A 19,033-nucleotide genomic window follows, 5' to 3' on the forward strand; every position below is an offset into this window, starting at 1 on the left:
ATCCTTGCGGCGTACGGGACAGACATTATTAATTATGAAGACAGGGAAAGGATATGAACGACGCCGAGTATCTCAATAACGACCGCGCGGTCGATTTATCAAACTGTGATCGTGAACCTATTCATTTGTTAGGTCATATCCAGCCTTTTGGCTGTTTTATTGCCCTGCGTTATGATTGGATTGTAGCGTTTTGTTCGGCCAATACACAGGACTATTTTGGCGTCGGGCCGGACGCCGTTATCGGTACCCCGTTAAAGCAATGGATAGATCACCAACTACTGCATGATATTCGTTCAGGCTATCAGGCGGCCACCATCACCGGCCGTAATGAACGGATGTTTTCACGCCGGATTGAAAGCAGCGGCCGCGCCGTAGATATTTCGATTCATCATAATGGCAAATACATTATTGTAGAATTTGAACAGATACCGGCCGAGCGTAGTTCAGAAGACTCGTTCGTCAGGGCGTTGCTGAGCCAGTTTTACCGGGCCACGGATAGTCAGCATTTACTGGAAGATACCGCGCAGCAGTTACAGCTTATCAGTGGTTATGATCGGGTGATGATTTATCGTTTCCTTGCCGATGGCGCGGGGGAGGTGGTGGCCGAGTCGACCGTGGCCGGGGTAGAGCCATTCTTAGGCTTACGTTACCCGGCTTCAGATATTCCCCGCCAGGCCAGAGCCCTGTATTTGAAAAATCTGCTACGGGTTATCCACAATGTCGACGCCCCCACGGTAGAAATTGTGCCTGGGGTGGGCCCGCGTGAAGAACCGATGGATTTATCGTTTTCTACCCTACGGGCGGTTTCCCCTATCCATATTCAATATCTGCAGAATATGGGGGTGGCGGCCTCGTTGTCTATCAGCCTGATAGTTAACGGTAAACTTTGGGGCCTTATTGCATGTCATCATTACAGCCCGAAAATCCCATCGTATTTTATGCGTACCGAGCTGGAGCTATTTGCCGAGATCTTTGCCCTGGAGCTATCTTCACGCTTAGCCCGTGAACGCGAGGAAGAGTCGCATCGGCTGCGCGCAGTACACGATAAAGTACTGGCAACGATGGGGAGTGACGGCAAGCTTTTAGACGTGCTGTTTAATCAATTTACCACTATGCGTAAACTGTTTCGCTGCGATGGGGTGGCCGCCGTGGTAGATGGTCGGCAGCGAACAGAAGGGCGCTGTTTACCCGATGAATTGCTACCGCAGATATTACGCTTTTTGAACCGGCTGCCTGCTAGCGAAGTCAGTGTTATACATTGTCTTGAAGAAGAAATGCCAGGGTATAATACCCAGGCTTACAAGGTGGCTGGGCTATTGGCTATCCCTATCTCGAAAAGCCCGCGGGACTATCTTTTGTTTTATCGCGATGCGCATAGCCAAACCGTTAACTGGGCAGGCAACCCTGATAAACCAGTAGATACCAGTAAAGGCGGCAGCCGCTTGCTCCCACGGGCCAGTTTTGCCCTCTGGCAGCAAACCCATGATGACCGTTGTGAGCCGTGGAGTGAGCAGGATTATCGTAGCGGTGAATCACTACGCATTACCTTACTGGAAGTGGTTATCCGTAACTTTCAGGAACGGGATGACATTCAGCGTAAAGCCTCGCGCACCCATGAAGTGCTCATTAGCGAACTCAACCACCGGGTACGTAATATTCTTAACCTGGTGAATGCTATTGTGGCGCAAACTGAGCAAACAGGGCGCGATTTGCACGAGTTTGTGAATGTGCTCACTGGCCGAATTATGGCGTTGGCTTCCGCCCACGATCAGTTAACCGCCTCGCGCTGGACCGCTATCTCGTTTGGTCAGTTACTGAATACTGAAATACAAGCCTATGCCTCAGGTTGTGGGGATATTGACCACGGCGGGCCGGAAGTTCTGTTAAAGCCGGACGCCACCACGCCCCTTGTATTAGTGGTGCATGAGCTATTCACGAATGCGGCAAAGTATGGCGCGTTATCAACCTCGGGTAAAAATGGCAAGGTGGCGATTGTGTGGGAAGTGGATGAGGATCGGGGCCTTACCATTGACTGGACCGAAAGCGGAGGACCGCCGGTAAGCCCCCCCGGGCGCAATGGCTTTGGTATGACCCTGATAGACAGTATTATCCCCCATGAACTGGGCGGCGAAGTGACGGTGAACTTCGCGCCAGGCGGGTTACAGGCAAAACTGCGAGTACCAGTCCGTTTTATAGATATGCCAGATGTTGCCGATATACTGGATGCCGACACCGCTTCAGCCCCCGCCCAGATTAAATGGTCGTTGCCTGACAGCGCGTTGATTATTGAAGATAATCTGGTTATAGCGTTGGATTTACAGAAAAAGCTGCTCGCCAATGGCATTAAAGATGTGATGATCGCGGGCAGTGTAGCAAGAGCCAATGCATCACTGGCGTCACGTACCCCGCAGATCATTATATCTGACGTACATTTGGGCTCAGACACCACCTTTTCACTGATAGAAAAGGCGATTGATGATAGTATTTTATGCATTATTGTCAGCGGCTATGGCGAAGAACTGTCGGTTCCCGACTCGCTCAAAGATGTGCCGCTACTGACCAAGCCGGTTTCCGATAAACTTTTGCTGCAAACATTACACAGTCAGTGGATGTCAGCCGATGCGTTACAACAGAAGAAGTGATTCATGAGTTTACTGACCAATAAGCGTATTTTGATAGTGGAAGATACCACCATCGCTGCAACCTACCTGGCGCGGGAATTAGCTGGCCTGAATGTACAGGTTGTGGGGCTGGCACGTTCGGATAAAGATGCGGTTGATATGGCAGCTAAAACTAAACCGCACCTGATATTAATGGATATTCATCTGGCCGATGGCGCCAGTGGTATAGATGCGGCCAGAGCTATTAATGCCCGCTTTGATATTCCTATTGTTTACACTACTTCATACAGTGATGATGAAACTTTAGCGATGGCCTTAAAAACCTCGCCTTATGGCTATGTAGTTAAACCGTTTAATACGAAAACTATCAAAGTGACCTGTGAAACCGCCTTGCGCCGTTTTGCGTTGGAGAGCCAGGCAAAATCAAGCGAAAAGAGCTTTCTTACCACCGTTCAGGCTGCGCAACTGGGTGTAGATGATTTGTGTAATGAAGGCGAGACCTTTGAATTCGAGGACGCTAGCAGCTTTGTGTCGCGCTTCGGTGGCAGTACGGAAATTCCGAAAGAGGAGTTTGTACAGCTGTTTGACCAGGCAGAACATCCGCATATACAGGCGCAGTTAACCGCAAATCAGGATATTCGGCAAACCATTTGTGTCGACCCGGACAAAGACACCTGGATTGATGTCATGTTTAATGACATACACGAAACCGCTGATACTTATCAGATTGGTAGTGTAGTGGATGTCACTGCCAGAAAACGCCCCCGCCACAAACTGCGTTTGTCCAACCTGATGCTTAAGCAACTGGCGGAAGGAGTAGCGACATTATCCGATGACTTTACCATCACCCAGTGTAACGCGCCCTTGGCGAAGCTGCTTAAGCTGCCGGTCCGCTCCCTGATTGGCAAGTCGCTGTTTGACCTGGGAATCAGTGATGTGTTGCTAAATTCAAGTTCTGCCCAGTTGCAGCAGGGGGTATTGCGTGAAAAGCTAAGCCTGCTGAATGGCGATGGGGATGAGTTCCCCGCCATGATGACGATAAGCGCCCTGACGCCCGGGGTAGGAAGTGGCGGTTATATCGTAACTATTTCAGATATTACCGAACTAAATCAGGCGGAGAAAAAGCTCGAAGCCTTAGCATTTACTGACGCCCTGACCGGTACGGGTAACCGTAACTATATGAAGCTGTTGCTTAATGATCGTATTTACCAGGATGCTATCCATGCGCTGGTGTTTATCGATTTGGATGGGTTTAAATCAATCAATGACACGTACGGTCACGATATTGGCGATGAGGTGTTATGCGAGTGCGCTACCCGTTTAGGTGATGTAATACGCGAAGAAGATACGCTGATTAGACATGGCGGCGACGAGTTTGTCGTACTGGTGCAACACAGCGATGACCTGCAGGCTTTTAGCGAACGTTTACTGGCCGTATTTGAAGAGCCGATAAGTGTCCAGGAACTGGAACTCAATATCGGGGCCAGCATAGGCATCGCAGAAAGTGCGCTGAATAACGATACCGGCGGCTTACTTAAACGCGCGGATATCGCTATGTATGAAGCGAAGAAGCAGGGTAAAAACCAGGTGGTGTTTTATAGTGAGTCGCACAACGATGCGATTGAATACCGGCTGTTTGTGGAACAGGGGTTACTGAATGCTCTGACCAATCACGAACTGTATGCAACGTATCAGCCCATTGTAAATACAGGGGGCGATATTGTCGCATTAGAAGCGCTGTGCCGTTGGCGCAATCAGGATATGGGAGATATCCATCCTTCGTCGTTTATCCCTATTGCAGAAGAAACCGGACTGATTAACGAGCTTGGCCTTAAAATGCTACGCGAGGTCTGCATTGCTCGTACCTTACTCAAAGACGCCGGGCTGGGGCATATTAAGGTACACCTCAATGTGTCGATATTGCAGCTCAATTCCAATGCACTGGTCAGTAAATTTGTCGCCTTTTTACATGAGTTTGATATTAGCGCAGAAGATATTGTGCTGGAGGTAACCGAGTCAGCTATGCACGACGTGGGAACCCGTAGAATATTACGTCAGCTGGCTGCTCAGGGGTTTACCATTGCAGTGGACGACTTTGGCTCAGGCTTCGCCTCGGTTGCCGAGTTAACCGAATCTTATACGCATATCGTTAAGTTAGATAAATCATTAATGCCAGGCAAATATGGGCCGGAATCCAAGCGCGTAGTCGTTGATAGCCTGATTCAACTATGCAGCAAACTGGGTAAGTCAGTGCTGCTAGAGGGCATAGAAACGACCGAGCAAGCTGACTTTGCCCGCCATGCTGGCTGCGATTTGATGCAGGGCTTTTACTATCATCGTCCAGTAACAATTACCGAACTAATCAGTGCCTTCCATCAGCAAGCCAGCGCTTAAGGGTAGCCTTAATGCTCATAACGCTGGCGGTGATCGTTGATGTAATCGGTAGGTGACATATCGATATTTTCCATCTGCGGCAATTCAAAAATATCAGGGCAGGGCATACTTTGCAGCCCTTGATAGACTACCTGGGGCAAGGGCGCTACCAAAGCTAAAGAACAGCGAAATTTATCAGCTTCGCAGCAGATTATCCGGCAGTTTTTGGCTTGCAAAGTTGACTGTAATAGCGCCATGGCTTGTAGAGCGTACTCGGGCAGCTTATTTAAACGGGAAATAAAATTGTCTGAACTGATGTGGCTGCTCCAGGGAAATTGCACCTCTGTTACCACCCCTTCCAAACTGGCTACCAAATCGGCCCGTAACCACATTGAAAAATAGCGATAGTTGATACTAACTACGTCACAACTTTCGTAGTCATCGGGTACCGCGACAAAATCATCAGGGGCAGCAATACGCACTATTGTTCTCCGCACATAAGATCGTCAGATAAATTGTGATTATTCACATACATGGAGATGGGGAAGCGATCATAAACTTTATCTCCGAAGGCTCGGGTTTTATGCACCACGAATACATTGGCATATTGCGCCCCAAACTGGCCGATAAACACATTCACAAACTCAGAGATAGTATCGTGAGACTGGTCAAAGACCTCTTTGGTCATGTTGATAGCCATATCGTGTAAACGACTCAGGCTGGTGTTGAACTCTGTAAGTAGCGCGCGGATGTCTACCCGTTCCGGGGTTTCCGCCAAAATCGAAGCGCGAAAGTCAGCCGGGCCGCCAATAAAGTCTCGTTCAACATAAGCATGAAAGTCATATCGACGCACCTGCTCGCCATTTTCTTCAATTAACGTGGAGCGCGACTGAAAAGCATGGCAGCTCAAGCCATAGTAGGTCACATAGTCGTATAGCGCATCAACAAAGCGATAAGCAAAAGACCGCTGATATTCTTCGTCCATGGCATCAGACAATTCCCGGATAAGATCGCGCTCCAATGGCAAGCAACCCTGTACATGCCGCTTCAACTGACTGGTGAAAATACGGGCACTTAAAATATAATTATTGATGGCCGCATTGAGCTGCGGCTTCAATTCTTCAATACGTGCTACATCACGGTGGCTGGCGTAGAGTACTCCCAGTTGCGCCATCTGCTTTTCGATAAGCGCAAAGTTACATTTAACCAGCCGAAATTTATGCACAATTGCATAAATAAGAGAGAGGCGTTTGCGACTACGCTTCAACTCCCGAAACTGCTCGTCATTTAGCGGCAGAGACTTTTCCTGGTTGCGCGAGGTTAAATAAAACTCAGAATCCATTTAGCCAGTAATCTGGTACGGTAATACTGGCTAGCGTACCACGCTAAACCAATGAGGTTAAATCAAAAAGACGGTTCTTGATAACTTATATAAGACATCGCTGTAGGGCTATTTTTACGCCCCTTAACACAATGCTGGTAAATGCTCCTCAGGCCTTTATAATTCAACGCAATTCATCCTATGTACAGAAGTTACTATGTTTCCTGAAACCGTTACCCCGTCGCTGTCTGAAGCCGTATTATTACAGGCGGCAAAACTTACGCCCGAAGAACGTCTTGAGCTGTTTTTGCAATATGTTGGAAAAGCCAATGCGCTATGGACGCTGGCCGGGGAATCTGGCTTTATTATGTTAGAGCCTGAAGATGAGAGCAGCGAAGATAATATTGGCGCGCTGCTACCGATATGGCCGCATCAGGACCTGATTGGTTTATGGTCAAGGGCGCAAGAGACCGGCGCCAGCCCCACCTCAATTGACCTGGAGGACTTTATTAATACCTGGCTGCCGGGCCTGGCCACTAACGACGTTGCGCTGGTGGTATGTCCGGTAGGTGAAGATCAGACTGGTATGGTCTTAAGCGCCAATGAATTACTGCAAAGCCTGACTGAGGAAGCCCGGTAAGGTGGCGGATACTGCAAACTTGCCATTAGCAACTGCCGTAAAGGCGGCACAGGGGTGGGACGAAATGACCCGTCAGCTGATGTTGGCAGGAAAATACTTACAACCAATGCCAACCGCGCTGCAGATACCTGAAAATCATGTCTCGGGGTGTCAAAGCGAGGTATGGCTGGCAGCCTGCCCGCAAACGCCAGGGCACTTTGTGGCATATAGTTCAGCGAAGATTATCCGCGGGGTTTTAGCAGTTCTGCTGGAAAAGGCGCATAGTTTGGAAAGCCAGCAGCTCGCCCAATTCGATTTTGCCAACTACCTGGCCGAGCTGGGAATCAGCCGTCAGATTAGCCAGTCCAGGGCGGACGGAGTAGCCCAGGTGGTAAAAACATTACATGCCCTGGCCGGCACCGCGGCTTGACGAAATCATATAACGGCCTCGTCTTGTGCTTGCCCGGCCCTATGCCCGGCTTTACGCCGGCATAGCTATTCGGCTAGGTGCTCAAATAAGCCAGGCCCGCGAGCGGGGCAGCCTGTTAAATCGCCTGTTGCTCAGGTAAATCGTAAAATACCTGCTCCAGGCACCCGGGATCTGCTCTGCTCATATCACAGCGTGCAATTACCATACTTGAGATTAGCGCTATCTGACTAAGCTGTTGTGTATAGTTGTAAATACACGCATGGGTATACAGTGCAGCGGTCCAATATTCAGGTAACCGCCGTGTTTTGTCTAAAAACGGATCAACACTGCTCATCAGGTCTTCTTCAACTACAGAGCTAAGCTCATTAAGCATATTAATGGCCTGATTGGCGCTATCTTCTATGCCACTGCGGCGGCCCTGTTGCACCTGGCCCACGGTATTACCAAGACCATGGCACAGCATCACAACATCCTGCTGACGGGTTTGGCCGTGAATATTGGGCGGATAGAGCAGTGCTATCGCGCACACAATAGCAACAAATGGGGCATATGGTTTCATGCGGTCTTCATTTAAAGCGTGTGTTTCTATAGGTATAGCAAATAATTGCGGGTAAGGTCAGTTTGTTGCATTTTTAGCTTCAATCCATTGCGACATATACTGCGTACTGCGCAATGTTTCGTGCCATAGCAGCTGTTGCAAAAATAATCCCTGGCGATGTTGCGTAAGGTTTGTAATCAGACTCTCGGTAGTGTTAACCAACCGCTGCTGATTAGCCCTGGTAGCAAATTGCTCATCAATAATTAGTGCTGCGCGGGCGGCCGCGTTGTTCCAACTGGTTTGCTGATTATGTAATTCAACCGCCTGTCTGGCCATGTCATCCACCGTATCCACCACAGCGCCAGGCCAACCTGCCGGGTAGCGGATTCCTTCGGTGGCTACGGTAGTAGTGATACTGGGGGTGCCACATTGCATCGCCCCAATCAGCTTGCCTTTAATACCGGCGCCAAAACGCAGAGGGGCCAGCATAACACGGTGGGCGCTAATCGCGGCGCGAGCGTCTTTCACCCAGCCATGCACATGAAAGCCTTGCGCCGGATTGTGCAGGTTGGTGACTTTTTTGGCCGGATAGGCACCATACACCGCCAGTTGGGCTTGTCCGAAACGTTGCCTGATGGCAGGCCACCACTGCTCTTTTAACTGCAATACTGCGTCCCAGTTAGGTGCATGGCGAAAATTGCCAATAAACATAAATCCCTGGCGGGCGGAAAATGGCGGAATATGCGTGGGCGCCGCACTGATAAGCAACGGCAGTGATAACAACTGGGCGGGGGGCACCGCAAAGGTCTCTGTTAGTAGCCGGTATTCAGCCGCAGAGATAATCAGCGACAAGTCGCAACGTAAAATGGCGGCAATCTCACGCTGTACCATCGGCTCGCTAAATTCGACATGTGGCTCTTGCTGTTTTTTTACCGCTTGTTGGCGGGTATGCCGCAGACTGTGTAAGTCTTCTGTATTTAAAATTCGCACGGCCTGGGGACAGGCTTGTTTAACCCGCCATGAAAATTGCTCCTCAATCATAAACCGGTCGAAGACCACCGCATCCGGTGCCAGGGCACTCAGTTGTGTGTCAAACGAACTACAGTTTAACGCGATCGGCACCGACCGAATACCAGCAGCGGCCAGGTCAGCCTTATGGCTGCTATCGCTGGCGGCGGTCATAAACGTGACCTGCCAGCCATGCTCAACAAACGCCATCAGCAGGTTGAACATATTTTCGCCGGCCGCGGACGAGGCGGGCTCCGGCCAGACATAACCAATTACCACAATATTCGGGTGGGACAAAACAGCACTCATACAAAACATGTTACGTTGCCCCAATAATAACAAATTCTGCACCAAATTACGTTTTGGGCTATCACCGAGTGTTTATGGAGAAGCGCAAAATGTATCAATTCGTAACCTGGTGGTATCCCCCTATACTTAAGTTGCTAAGCCGATAGTATATTGGCGAAGCAACATAATCTGATCTATAAATCAGATTACCTGAAAGACAAACCATAGCGACAATGAGAAAGCCGTTACCACAGGCTATCTGAAGGAGCCACACACAATGAATGTGCAGGAATTAGCGGTTAGCGCCAGTGAAGTATTTGTGCTACCAGAAGCGGTAACCCGTTTAAAAGAATGCATGGACGATCACGCGGCCAGCATGGATGATGTGGCAGAAATTATTTCCTTTGACCCCGGCCTTACCAGTCAGATTTTAAAGGTGGCTAATAGTGCGTTGTATCGGTTCCCCAATGCTATTGAAACCATAACCAAAGCGCTGCAGGTTATTGGCACGCGTTCGGCTTATGACCTGGCGTTAGCATATGGGGTCACCCATGCTTTTGGCAGCATGGAAGCCAATATAATAGATTTAGATAAGTTCTGGGAACAAAGTGTCAGCTGTGGGCTATTGGCAAAGTATTTTGCGGAATATAAACGCCAGCGGGAGCCAGAACGGCTATTTGTCGCCGGGCTACTGCATAATATTGGTGAGCTGGTGGTGGTAAGCACCCACCCCAAAGAAGCAACCCGGTGTCTGGCTTTCAATAGCCGGGTAGGGCCAAACGATTTACAGCGTGCGGTGCTGGGTTTCACCTATGCTGAATTATCTGCGGAGTTGATCAAACAATGGGGCATACCAGCCACGATTCATCAGCCCATCCGCGCCTTGCATCAGCCGTTAAGCAGTGACTTGGATGCCAGCATAATGCAGCTAAGCTATACGCTGGCCCTGGACAATGTACACCCGGATATTTACCCCGAACTATGTAACCTGGAGCCACATCTTCACGAAACTCTCGACCTTGCCCGGGACGAGCTGGAAGATGCGCTGGATATCACAAATTTACAGTGCATCAGTGTCATTGCGTTGTTTAATCCTAACTCTTTTGTTTTGTTTTAATCGAAAACCGCTACCGTTTGGCGGCTGATTGCAACCACTTCGTTGTCTTTGTCCCAGATAGTTGCCTCGGTATGCCCGTACCCATCCGCTGCCTGGCGCGTATGTGCCTGGTACGCAAACCAGTCGGCGCCGGTTACTTCACGATGAGGATGGATAAATTCCAAATTCCAGGTAACCGTACTGGCCGGCGCCGGCCATTTCATCATCTGTAACAAGGTAGGCGGCCAAGCGTCAATCATGGTAATCAGATGCGCGTCAGTTAGCGTGGAGGGAGGCTGGGTAAAACGCATGAAACCATGATAATGATTGCTTTTACGCCCGGTGAAAGGAATCCCGCCATCAGCAATGGCTAAATCAAAATGACGTAAAAATTTAGGGGTAACTTTAGGAATTTGGGGAATAAACTGGGCCTTTTTCGGCGGGGCCATAGCATGGACCTGATGGTTTTCGACCTGTATTTTTGACGATCTACCCACCCCAAAGCAGGCCTGACAGGAAACACAAATCTTGCCATCCTGTACCACCTGGCCTAGAAAATGACTGACATTTTTACCTTCGCGTAAGGGGATCACCTCTATTGTAAAAGGTTTTTCCAAGGCAATAGGGCCAATGAAGTTGGTGTTAAATGCCCGTAATACCCGGCTACCGTCTACGAATTTACTAATCGCAGTGTAAACCATGCCTGCGCTCAGGCCACCAAAGGCAGTTCTGCCCTGCGCCCAGCTGGATGGAATATGCAGGTTGTTAAAATACCCTTTGTTATTATCTTTTAGTTCTGCGGCAGGCAGATTAAGTAGTTCATCAATATGCATGTGCTTCTGGTCAGATGAGTTGTTTGTGCTATCCTAACCCAACCGAAACAAAACGCCAATTGCGAAATTTACCATCAAGGAAAAACGTGTCTGAATCGCCTGTTACTTTGCACTTTGCGCATGCCAATGGTTTTCCGGCAGCGAGTTATAATGAAGTCTTTAAGCGATTGCCGAAGCATTGGCAAATTTTGGCCAAACCTATGTTTGGTCACGACCCGGCCTTACCGGTGGGGCGCAACTGGGAAAACCAGGTGGCGGAACTGCTTGAATATGTAAAGGTAAACCGTCAGGGCACAAAAGTTTATGCGGTAGGTCACTCGTTTGGGGCTATTATTTCGTTTATGGCGGCCTGTGAACAACCTGACTACTTCGCCGGCCTTATAGTTATTGATCCGCCGTTGGTGTTGGGCCCCGGTAGTTGGCTCCTACGGGGAGCCAAACTTACTTCTTATATAGATAAAATTACTCCGGCGAAGCTAGCTCAAAATCGCAATAGCCAGTGGCAGGCCGACAGCGATCTGGTGAGCTATTTTCAGCAAAAAGCGTTATTTAAAAATATGCAACCAGCCTGTGTGGCCGATTATGTTGCAGCCGCTACGCAACATGAAGAAGGTAGGATAAGCCTAACGTTCAGACCGGACGTGGAAGCAGATATTTTTCGCAATGTGCCGCATAATCTGGACCGTTATAAAGGCCGGTTACAGTGTCCTGGCTTACTTATTACCGGCGCAGAGTCGGTAGTATGTAAACCAAAACACTGGCAGCGGTTTGTGCAGCAAAACCGCATTGAGCAGACATCGTTACCGGGCGGCCACATGTTACCCCTGGAGTTTCCGCAGGATGTGGCTGACCGGCTAACCAAGACGATTAACCGGTGGGCCGCTACTTGTTAGCCGGTGGCCATTAAGCCACCCACGGGCTGGCCAAGCATTTCCCGGGTAACCAGAACCACGCCCTTTTCTGATACCCGGAAGCCACGAGCGCGATCTTCATCATGGTCGTAACCAATTACCATTCCCTCGGGTATTTCGCAGCCGCGATCGATAATCACTTTACGCAATTTACAATGGCGCATAATTTCCACATCCGGCAAAATGACCGCTTCTTCGATTAAGCCATATGAATGAACCCGTACATTCGAAAAAACCAGGCTCTGGCGAATAGTTGAACCGGAAATAATACACCCACCAGAGACCACCGAATTTATCGCCTCACCGCGACGATCGTGATCTTCCCACACGAATTTTGCCGGGGGCAGCTGTTCCTGATAGGTCCATATTGGCCATTTCTGATCGTACAGGTTCAATTGTGGTACCGGTGCAACCATTTCCATATTCGCTTCCCAGAAGGAATCAATGGTTCCTACATCCCGCCAATAAGCAGTGCCGTCTGTACCACCATCATAGGGAAACGCGAACACTTTCTGGTCGGCAATAATCGAAGGAATAATGTCTTTACCAAAATCGCGCTGGGACCCTGATGTTTCGGAATCACGCTTCAACTGTTCAAACAAAAATTCAGTGTCAAACACGTAGTTACCCATGGACGCCAGGCACCGGGTCGGATCATTAGGTAGCGGGGTAGGGTTTGCCGGCTTCTCTTCAAAGCCCACAATACGGTAGTTCTCTTCTACAGCAAGTACACCAAAGGCTCCGGCGGCCTCTTCTATGGGGACCGACATACACGATACCGTCATTTTAGCGCCGGTCTCTACATGGTGTGCCAGCATATGCCCATAATCCATTCGATAGATATGATCACCTGACAAAATCATCACATATTTGGGTAGCTCGTCACGGATAATATCGATGTTTTGAAATACGGCATCTGCGGTACCTTCATACCAGCTATCGGAAAATCGCTGTGAGGCCGGTAGAATTTCCACCGATTCGCCCAATTCTTTCTTAAAGTGGCCCCAGCCGCGCACCAGGTGGCGGATCAGAGAATGGGATTTGTATTGGGTAACCACACCGACCCGGCGAATCCCTGAGTTTATGCAGTTTGACAAGGGAAAATCGATGATGCGAAATTTTCCGCCAAAATAAAGTGCGGGTTTCGCCCGCCAATTGGTTAGCTCATGCAGGCGTGACCCTTTACCTCCGGCGAGGATTAGGGCATAAGTATCCCGGGTCAGATTACTGATATAACGCGAGCTATTATCTGCCATGTTTGGGTTCTCCGTTTAAAATGTGCATCGGTTTCGATGCTGCGCTCGGTTGGATGCCAGTAAGACGTTAACGTCTTGGTGCTGCAGGCAGTTATCTCCATCTTACACAAGAAGAAAACTTTAGCCACTAAAGGTTATTTATGAAATCTAAACAAGCAACTATTCCCGTTATTTTTGACCATGATGGTGGCATTGATGACATCCTTTCTCTGCTTCTTACGCTGACGATGGAGCAGGTGGATTTAAAAGGGGTATGTATTACGCCAGCCGATTGTTATGCCGATGATGCCCTGGTGTCATCACTGAAATTACTGACCCTGGCCGAGCGCACTGAGGTACCCGTGGCGGTAGGGGAGTTGGTCGGCCCCAACCCGTTTCCGCCAGAGTGGCGGGCCCAGCCCCGAATCTGTCATACCATGCCGGCAATGCTCAGAATCAACGAGTCGCGGGAGGCGGTTAGTGCCTTACCGGCTCATCTATGGCTGAAACAGTATTTACAAGACACCCCGGATAAGGTGACGATGGTTCTTACCGGCCCGGCGACCAATTTGGCGTGGGTACTTCAACACTATCCGGCGTTAGCAGAAAAATTGCAGACGGTTATCTGGATGGGCGGGGCAATAACCGTTAAAGGTAACGTTGCGATGCATGACCACAACGGCAGCGCTGAATGGAATGCTTATTGGGACCCTAAGGCCACCCAGGCGCTTATTACTAGCCGGGCTCCACTTTTAATGGTACCGCTGGATGCCACCAACGCTTTGCCGGTGAATAAAGCCTTTTTACAAACATTGGCGCACACCGATACCGCGTTGTCAGATCTGGCGGGGCAGCTATGGGCCAATACCGTTACGGCTATCCCAGCGTATGAGTTTACCTACTTTCTATGGGATATACTGGCAACCAGTCTATTGGGCCTTACCGAAGAGGCTTACAGCGTAAGCGAAGATTGCCTGCAGGTCAGTGTGACTACCCCCAATGCCGGTCAGACTTACCGCTGTTCAAGCGGTAACCCGGTACGCTGGGTTAGTCAGGTTAACCCTCAGATTGTCATCGACTATGTTATTAATCAGTTCACTGGCGACCATAAAAAATTGCTGTCCTCGCAAAATGTTAATGAAGTGTTATAATGTTGAAGTTTGTTATTGTCAGAGGGTAAGCCTATGGGAATTCTGAAAAAAAGCGCGATAGCGATAACCGCCTTATTGTTCGGTGTCATTATTGTTAGCTTCGTGCTGCCTGATGAATACGAGGTAGAACGTAGTATTATTATTGCTGCGGAGCCTGACGACATTTACCCCGAAGTGGTTAATTTAAAAGCCTGGCCAAGCTGGGGGGTATGGTTTCAGCGTGATCCCAACATGCAAATTAAATATGGTGGCCCCGACCGTGCTATAGGCATGTTTTCCAAGTGGGAAAGTGAGAGTCAGGGCGATGGTAAAATGGAAATCACGGAACTTAAGCATAATAAAAAAGTGATATACAGCCTGTACTTTCCCGAATATGAAATGGGCTCTACCGGTGTCATTACGTTAGAACCTACCGAGGAAGGTACCCGGGTTACCTGGAGTGATAGCGGCGAGGTAGGTAACAATCCGGTGAACCGTTATTTTGTGCTGATGATGGACGATATGATTGGGCCGGACTTTGAAACAGGTCTTGAAAACCTCAAAACTGTAGTAGAAAACCGCGGCTAAATACTCTGACGTAAATATAATCGATACTAACCCTGTCTCAATTCCCGGATTGTGACAGGTTTTTTTTGTCCTGAAACCGAATAACAAAGCAGTATGCTGATCTCGCGTCATACTTTTACCGTAGAATGTGCGATTGATTTCCCCTTATATGCTGATAGATATAGGAGCGCTTTTATAGGCATTAATCGCTTTTAGTCTGACACGATAAATGAACGCGGAGCAGCAATCGGTGAACAAGCAAAAAAAACGACTTATTGGCAGCTTATCCGCCAGCAAACTTGCTGACCTCTTGATATCGGCTAAAACGACGTTGCCCGCCTTGTTAATCACCCTGGGGGCGCCTGCCTGGATGGTAGGGTGGCTGGTACCTATACGCGAATCCGGCGCGTTACTCCCGCAAGCTGCCATCGGTGTGTTACTCCGTAAAATAGCGGCCCGGCATGGCGTATGGCGGGCGGGTATGGCAGTACAGATTATCGCATGTGCGGGCATGTTGTGCGCTGCACTGCTAATGGAAGGCGCTCACGCCGGCTGGGTGATTCTGGGCGCTCTGGTATTGTTGAGCCTGGGCCGTTCTGCCTGTTCGCTCACCGTAAAAGACATAGAAGCAGACATTGCCGCAAAGGGCGAACGGGGCAAATTGCTGGGCAGGGCTTCTACTTTGTCAGGCATTTTAACGCTGCTGATAGCAGTACCGCTAGTGATGTTCCAGTCGACCCTGGGCATGACCCTTATCACGGCATTAGTTACCTTAGCAGCAGCCGGGTTTTGCTGTGCATTGCTGTTTTTACTGCCGGTAAAAACCTATGTTCGTATGCAGCAGAAAACCAGCACGGACACCCCTTCCAATAAGGTGGCCTTTTGGCAGTTCGACGCGGTGGTTTACCGGTTCGTACTGGTACGCGGCTTGTTTGTACATTCAGCTTTGGTTGCGCCTTATTTTATGCTGGAAAACGAAGCTGGCCCCCAGCAATTGCTACCGTTTTATCTGGCCGCTCAGGCTGGCGCCACTATGTTATCGTCCATCGTGTGGGGGCGCTTATCAGATCGTAGTGCCCGACTTACCTTACAAATTGCTGGCGCTATCGCGCTGCTGGCCTGCGCCGGACTACTGAGCCTGACTGCACCTTCGGTATGGTTATCAGGCGTGTTGTTTTTTATTTTGTCGGTGGCCCATACCGGGGTGCGTACAGGGCGAAAAACCTACAGCTTGGATGTTAAAAAAGGGCAGGGGCGAACCGAACTTGTTGCGTTTAGTAACACGGCGATAGGTTTGATACTACTCGGCTTTGGCGCCTTTTATGCGCTTATTAAACCGTTTATAGGATTTTCGGTGGTGTATATCATGGCTGCCGTGCTGGTCCTGGCTATGTTGTTGACCTTTTGCCTGCCCCGGGAAAAAGCCTGAAGATGTACTGCAGTCAGCGATGGGTCAGGCTAAAGGCAAAGTGGTGGCTGGTAATAGCAAATTGTTCCTTTAAATAAAAGCGGTGCGCAGCAAAGCGCTGTACGCCTGAATCAAGATGTACTTGTATACATTTCTGGTCGCGGCCATATTCACATACCCATTGCAATAAGGCAGTCCCGGCACCGTGGCCCCGATACCCGGCGTCGGTTACCAAATCATCAATATAAATATGGCGACCCCATGCAAGGTTTTCGCGTATGACAAACCCGGCCACCGCGTGAATGGCGTGTTGATGTTCAATATACGCCAGTTGATAGCCCTGTTGTTGTTGCCGCGCAAGCTGATGTCGCAACGAGAGTTCGTCCAGATGGGGGCGCAACTGCTGCAAAATTGCCAATATAGCGCTAAACGGCGATGGGCTGGTCTCTGTACTGGCGTTCGCGAAAGGCGCACCAAAAGGAAGCAGGTGTACCTGCGCGTGTTCCATCGTGGCTGACGTCGTGGTATGCATAATGTTTTTACTAAATCCAGGTGATTGCCCGCCCGGCCAGTGTAGCCAACGACAGGTTTAATTAACCAGCAATAATATAACTATTTCGTCAAAACCTCCCCACTGCACCTTATATCATCATTTCAGGGTGAGTTATCGCGATGAATATTCACCTTCCATGGCGGGGCTAGCCTGTGCTGGCCTGCACGGTATAGTTTTATTCGGTTACCAGAAGGGTCTTTTAGTATTGCCTCTCGCCATAAATAGGGGTGTGCGGTAGGAAGCCGGACAAAATCTACGTCCCTGGCGATGAGGTCTGCCACCCGTTCATCTAAGCGTTCCGACTCAAAATACAAAGTTGCGCCATTAGCAAAATTTTCGGTTTCCAGATAAAGCGACAATGTGGAGTCGCCCTGTGGGCAGGCAAAACGCGCGTAGTCGGGCGTATCTACAATCAGGGTAAAACCAAGCTTAAGATAAAACGCCGTGGCCTCAGGCATATTACGTACCGGTATAGTTACCTGATTTAACTCCATTGACAGCTCCTTGTTTACTTCACACATGGACCCGGCGTGCCAGCCACGGCGTGCATAAGTAAGTGTACCCGCCGAGCATCACACGAAGGGTGCTTTGGTTTGCCGCGCTCTACCCTGTAGGCATGCGCTGCATAAAACGTGTTATCCGCATCCTGCGCTGGCGCTACGTCGCTTATTGGCGGGTATTTTTGCCGCCTCCTCACGTGATTATATCTAACGTCTGCATGATTTTTAACCATTTATGAGCTCGGCAACTGGCCGCCCGGAATATATAGCTCTGACAGATATTGGCCCGACAACATCTTGTTAACGGTTAATGAGGACCAGTAGCGGCTGTGCATCACTATAAACTTCGAAGCTCAGGCACCGATGTGTGCAGCCACACCTGCTTAAAGATAGGGATATCATTCCCAACATAAGGGCGTACCGTCCGAGGTGAGGGTTATGCTGGCGTGTTATTTACCGGCCCTTGACTATCGATATAGACATGTGAGGTGCTAACAGTATCGGGTGTAAAGAAACCGGACTTGAGCAGCTACTGGTGCGCCGGCCTGGCTCATCCACCGCCAGTAAGTTCACGCTCAGCGACAAGCGCCATGCGCCTATTTAGCGCCATGCGCCTATTTAGCTCCATGCGCCTATTTAGCTCCATGCGCCTATTTAGCTCCATGCGCCTATTTAGCGCCATGCGCCGATTTAGCGCCAGGGGCGGGGTCAACCTAAGCCCTCAATACCAGCATCAACAAACCTGAAATAACTTTATCTTTATCCTCATTTTCAATTCTGAGGCTCAGATATTATGCCTATAGCGTTGTATATAGGCCGGCCCTGGTGGGGTTAGCGCGGCCTTGTGGCCAGCCAGCCCTGCAATCTGTCTACCGGAGAGTCAGCTTAGCCACGCCATATCGCTTGCGGCGCCTAAGTTACGGCTTAATGCGTCATCACGCAGAACAACAAACGGTCATGAGGATTTTTATACCGGTAGACGGTGCGCGCTTACTGACAAACAGACGTATCCAGGGCAACAACCTGTTTTGGTTTTGCATAATGCGTTTTATACACTGCTGATGCCCCGTTCACTAAATACGCTTTTTGCCACACCTGCGGCATTCAATGCTGCCGGAAAGCCAGCATAGACGCTTATTTGGATAATGATTTCGATGATTTCCTGGGCCGTACATCCCACATTTAGCGCAGCATTTATGTGTACTTTTAACTGGGGCGCAGCATTGCCCATCGCAGATAGTGCTGCCACGGTGGCTATCTCTCGTGACCTAAGATCTAAGCCCGGCCGGCTATAAATATCTCCGAAGGGGTATTCAATTGTGTATCGAGCCAGGTCAGGTGCAATATCGTTTAACGCGGCGATAACACTTTCCCCGGCTTCGCCGTCTATCTCCTGAAGTTTTTTCCATCCTCTGGTATAGCGGTCATTTTCTGCATTTTTCATTATTTCGGCCTCGGTTAATCTTACTTGGCTTGCGTTGAATAAACCGCCGCTATACAAACCGCCATAAATAGCCGGTTGCAATTAAAGCTAAAGAAGGCGCAATGCGTTACCGCCTTCATTTGCCTACGGGTTTATGCATGGGAAGCAACATTCGCGGG

At 49.5% G+C, this 19,033-nt stretch carries 18 protein-coding genes; 9 read left to right on the forward strand and 9 right to left on the reverse strand.

The annotated features are described in order from the left end of the window. Positions 1-53: 53 nt before the first annotated feature. Positions 54-2,642: an HWE histidine kinase domain-containing protein gene (locus D0Y50_RS07515; RefSeq protein ID WP_117316238.1), complete on the forward strand. Its 2,589-nt coding sequence runs from the start codon at positions 54-56 to the stop codon at positions 2,640-2,642. A 3-nt stretch (positions 2,643-2,645) separates the two neighbouring features. After that, entirely contained in the window at positions 2,646-5,015 is a 2,370-nt protein-coding gene (locus D0Y50_RS07520; RefSeq protein ID WP_117316240.1) for a GGDEF domain-containing response regulator, read from the forward strand. Between the two features lie 8 nt (positions 5,016-5,023). Here D0Y50_RS07520 and D0Y50_RS07525 read toward each other — a convergent pair whose 3' ends face one another. Beyond that, the gene (locus D0Y50_RS07525; protein WP_108566220.1) at positions 5,024-5,476 is read right to left on the reverse strand and encodes a hypothetical protein; all 453 of its coding nucleotides are present in this window, start codon (positions 5,474-5,476) and stop codon (positions 5,024-5,026) included. Continuing rightward, on the reverse strand, positions 5,476-6,336 hold the full coding sequence (locus tag D0Y50_RS07530; protein ID WP_117316242.1) for a hypothetical protein: 861 nt from the start codon (positions 6,334-6,336) through the stop codon (positions 5,476-5,478). The genes D0Y50_RS07525 and D0Y50_RS07530 overlap by 1 nt, the downstream gene beginning before the upstream one ends. A gap of 196 nt (positions 6,337-6,532) precedes the next feature. On the opposite strand from D0Y50_RS07530, the gene D0Y50_RS07535 reads away from it, so the two are divergent. Together D0Y50_RS07535 and D0Y50_RS07540 are read left to right on the forward strand one after the other, a co-directional pair. Beyond that, positions 6,533-6,955 carry a DUF2750 domain-containing protein gene (locus D0Y50_RS07535; protein WP_108566218.1) on the forward strand — a complete coding sequence of 141 codons (423 nt, stop codon included), beginning with the start codon at positions 6,533-6,535 and terminating at the stop codon, positions 6,953-6,955. Between the two features lies 1 nt (position 6,956). Beyond that, positions 6,957-7,364, forward strand: coding sequence for a SufE family protein (locus D0Y50_RS07540; RefSeq protein WP_232366480.1), 408 nt, complete (start codon positions 6,957-6,959; stop codon positions 7,362-7,364). A 115-nt stretch (positions 7,365-7,479) separates the two neighbouring features. Here the strand turns inward: D0Y50_RS07540 and D0Y50_RS07545 are convergent, their stop codons facing one another. After that, entirely contained in the window at positions 7,480-7,923 is a 444-nt protein-coding gene (locus D0Y50_RS07545; RefSeq protein ID WP_117316244.1) for a hypothetical protein, read from the reverse strand. Positions 7,924-7,980: 57 nt separating this feature from the next. After that, positions 7,981-9,219 carry a glycosyltransferase gene (locus D0Y50_RS07550; protein ID WP_117318670.1) on the reverse strand — a complete coding sequence of 413 codons (1,239 nt, stop codon included), beginning with the start codon at positions 9,217-9,219 and terminating at the stop codon, positions 7,981-7,983. 256 nt (positions 9,220-9,475) lie between these two features. Between D0Y50_RS07550 and D0Y50_RS07555 the strand changes: the two genes are divergently transcribed. After that, complete coding sequence (locus D0Y50_RS07555) at positions 9,476-10,315, forward strand: HDOD domain-containing protein (RefSeq protein ID WP_108566216.1); 840 nt, start codon at positions 9,476-9,478, stop codon at positions 10,313-10,315. Here the strand turns inward: D0Y50_RS07555 and D0Y50_RS07560 are convergent. After that, positions 10,312-11,127, reverse strand: coding sequence for an acyl-CoA thioesterase (locus tag D0Y50_RS07560; protein ID WP_117316247.1), 816 nt, complete (start codon positions 11,125-11,127; stop codon positions 10,312-10,314). The genes D0Y50_RS07555 and D0Y50_RS07560 overlap by 4 nt on opposite strands. 86 nt (positions 11,128-11,213) lie before the next feature. On the opposite strand from D0Y50_RS07560, the gene D0Y50_RS07565 reads away from it, so the two are divergent. Then, on the forward strand, positions 11,214-12,020 hold the full coding sequence (locus tag D0Y50_RS07565) for an alpha/beta fold hydrolase (protein ID WP_117316249.1): 807 nt from the start codon (positions 11,214-11,216) through the stop codon (positions 12,018-12,020). On the opposite strand, the gene glgC is transcribed toward D0Y50_RS07565, so the two are convergent. After that, complete coding sequence (glgC, locus tag D0Y50_RS07570) at positions 12,017-13,294, reverse strand: glucose-1-phosphate adenylyltransferase (protein ID WP_108566213.1); 1,278 nt, start codon at positions 13,292-13,294, stop codon at positions 12,017-12,019. The genes D0Y50_RS07565 and glgC overlap by 4 nt on opposite strands. A 140-nt stretch (positions 13,295-13,434) precedes the next feature. On the opposite strand from glgC, the gene D0Y50_RS07575 reads away from it, so the two are divergent. From D0Y50_RS07575 to D0Y50_RS07585, 3 genes are all read left to right on the forward strand, one after another. Beyond that, positions 13,435-14,424, forward strand: a complete 990-nt coding sequence (locus D0Y50_RS07575) for a nucleoside hydrolase (RefSeq protein ID WP_108566212.1) — start codon at positions 13,435-13,437, stop codon at positions 14,422-14,424. Between the two features lie 33 nt (positions 14,425-14,457). After that, a complete protein-coding gene (locus tag D0Y50_RS07580) occupies positions 14,458-14,991 on the forward strand; it encodes an SRPBCC family protein (protein ID WP_108566211.1) in 534 nt (177 codons plus the stop codon). Positions 14,992-15,220: 229 nt separating this feature from the next. Next, positions 15,221-16,399, forward strand: coding sequence for an MFS transporter (locus D0Y50_RS07585; RefSeq protein WP_232366481.1), 1,179 nt, complete (start codon positions 15,221-15,223; stop codon positions 16,397-16,399). A gap of 13 nt (positions 16,400-16,412) precedes the next feature. Here the strand turns inward: D0Y50_RS07585 and D0Y50_RS07590 are convergent, their stop codons facing one another. From D0Y50_RS07590 to D0Y50_RS07600, 3 genes are all read right to left on the reverse strand, one after another. Beyond that, complete coding sequence (locus tag D0Y50_RS07590) at positions 16,413-16,910, reverse strand: GNAT family N-acetyltransferase (RefSeq protein ID WP_218023566.1); 498 nt, start codon at positions 16,908-16,910, stop codon at positions 16,413-16,415. Between the two features lie 122 nt (positions 16,911-17,032). Next, positions 17,033-17,425 (reverse strand): VOC family protein, encoded by a 393-nt coding sequence (locus D0Y50_RS07595; protein ID WP_117316255.1) that lies wholly within the window; start codon positions 17,423-17,425, stop codon positions 17,033-17,035. A 1,054-nt stretch (positions 17,426-18,479) separates the two neighbouring features. Beyond that, entirely contained in the window at positions 18,480-18,875 is a 396-nt protein-coding gene (locus tag D0Y50_RS07600; RefSeq protein ID WP_108566377.1) for a carboxymuconolactone decarboxylase family protein, read from the reverse strand. Positions 18,876-19,033 lie beyond the last annotated feature (158 nt).

Origin of the sequence: Salinimonas sediminis, from assembly GCF_003429285.1 — a bacterium.
Classification (GTDB): Bacteria; Pseudomonadota; Gammaproteobacteria; order Enterobacterales; family Alteromonadaceae; genus Alteromonas; species Alteromonas indica.

Excerpts from the sequence above, each read along its gene's own strand:
- D0Y50_RS07515 (WP_117316238.1), top strand. The coding sequence starts at position 54 with ATGAACGACGCCGAGTATCTCAATAACGACCGCGCGGTCGATTTATCA.
- D0Y50_RS07520 (WP_117316240.1), top strand. The coding sequence starts at position 2,646 with ATGAGTTTACTGACCAATAAGCGTATTTTGATAGTGGAAGATACCACC.
- D0Y50_RS07530 (WP_117316242.1), bottom strand. The coding sequence starts at position 6,336 with ATGGATTCTGAGTTTTATTTAACCTCGCGCAACCAGGAAAAGTCTCTG.
- D0Y50_RS07535 (WP_108566218.1), top strand. The coding sequence starts at position 6,533 with ATGTTTCCTGAAACCGTTACCCCGTCGCTGTCTGAAGCCGTATTATTA.
- D0Y50_RS07545 (WP_117316244.1), bottom strand. The coding sequence starts at position 7,923 with ATGAAACCATATGCCCCATTTGTTGCTATTGTGTGCGCGATAGCACTG.
- D0Y50_RS07550 (WP_117318670.1), bottom strand. The coding sequence starts at position 9,219 with ATGAGTGCTGTTTTGTCCCACCCGAATATTGTGGTAATTGGTTATGTC.
- D0Y50_RS07555 (WP_108566216.1), top strand. The coding sequence starts at position 9,476 with ATGAATGTGCAGGAATTAGCGGTTAGCGCCAGTGAAGTATTTGTGCTA.
- D0Y50_RS07560 (WP_117316247.1), bottom strand. The coding sequence starts at position 11,127 with ATGCATATTGATGAACTACTTAATCTGCCTGCCGCAGAACTAAAAGAT.
- glgC (WP_108566213.1), bottom strand. The coding sequence starts at position 13,294 with ATGGCAGATAATAGCTCGCGTTATATCAGTAATCTGACCCGGGATACT.
- D0Y50_RS07575 (WP_108566212.1), top strand. The coding sequence starts at position 13,435 with ATGAAATCTAAACAAGCAACTATTCCCGTTATTTTTGACCATGATGGT.
- D0Y50_RS07580 (WP_108566211.1), top strand. The coding sequence starts at position 14,458 with ATGGGAATTCTGAAAAAAAGCGCGATAGCGATAACCGCCTTATTGTTC.
- D0Y50_RS07590 (WP_218023566.1), bottom strand. The coding sequence starts at position 16,910 with ATGCATACCACGACGTCAGCCACGATGGAACACGCGCAGGTACACCTG.
- D0Y50_RS07595 (WP_117316255.1), bottom strand. The coding sequence starts at position 17,425 with ATGGAGTTAAATCAGGTAACTATACCGGTACGTAATATGCCTGAGGCC.
- D0Y50_RS07600 (WP_108566377.1), bottom strand. The coding sequence starts at position 18,875 with ATGAAAAATGCAGAAAATGACCGCTATACCAGAGGATGGAAAAAACTT.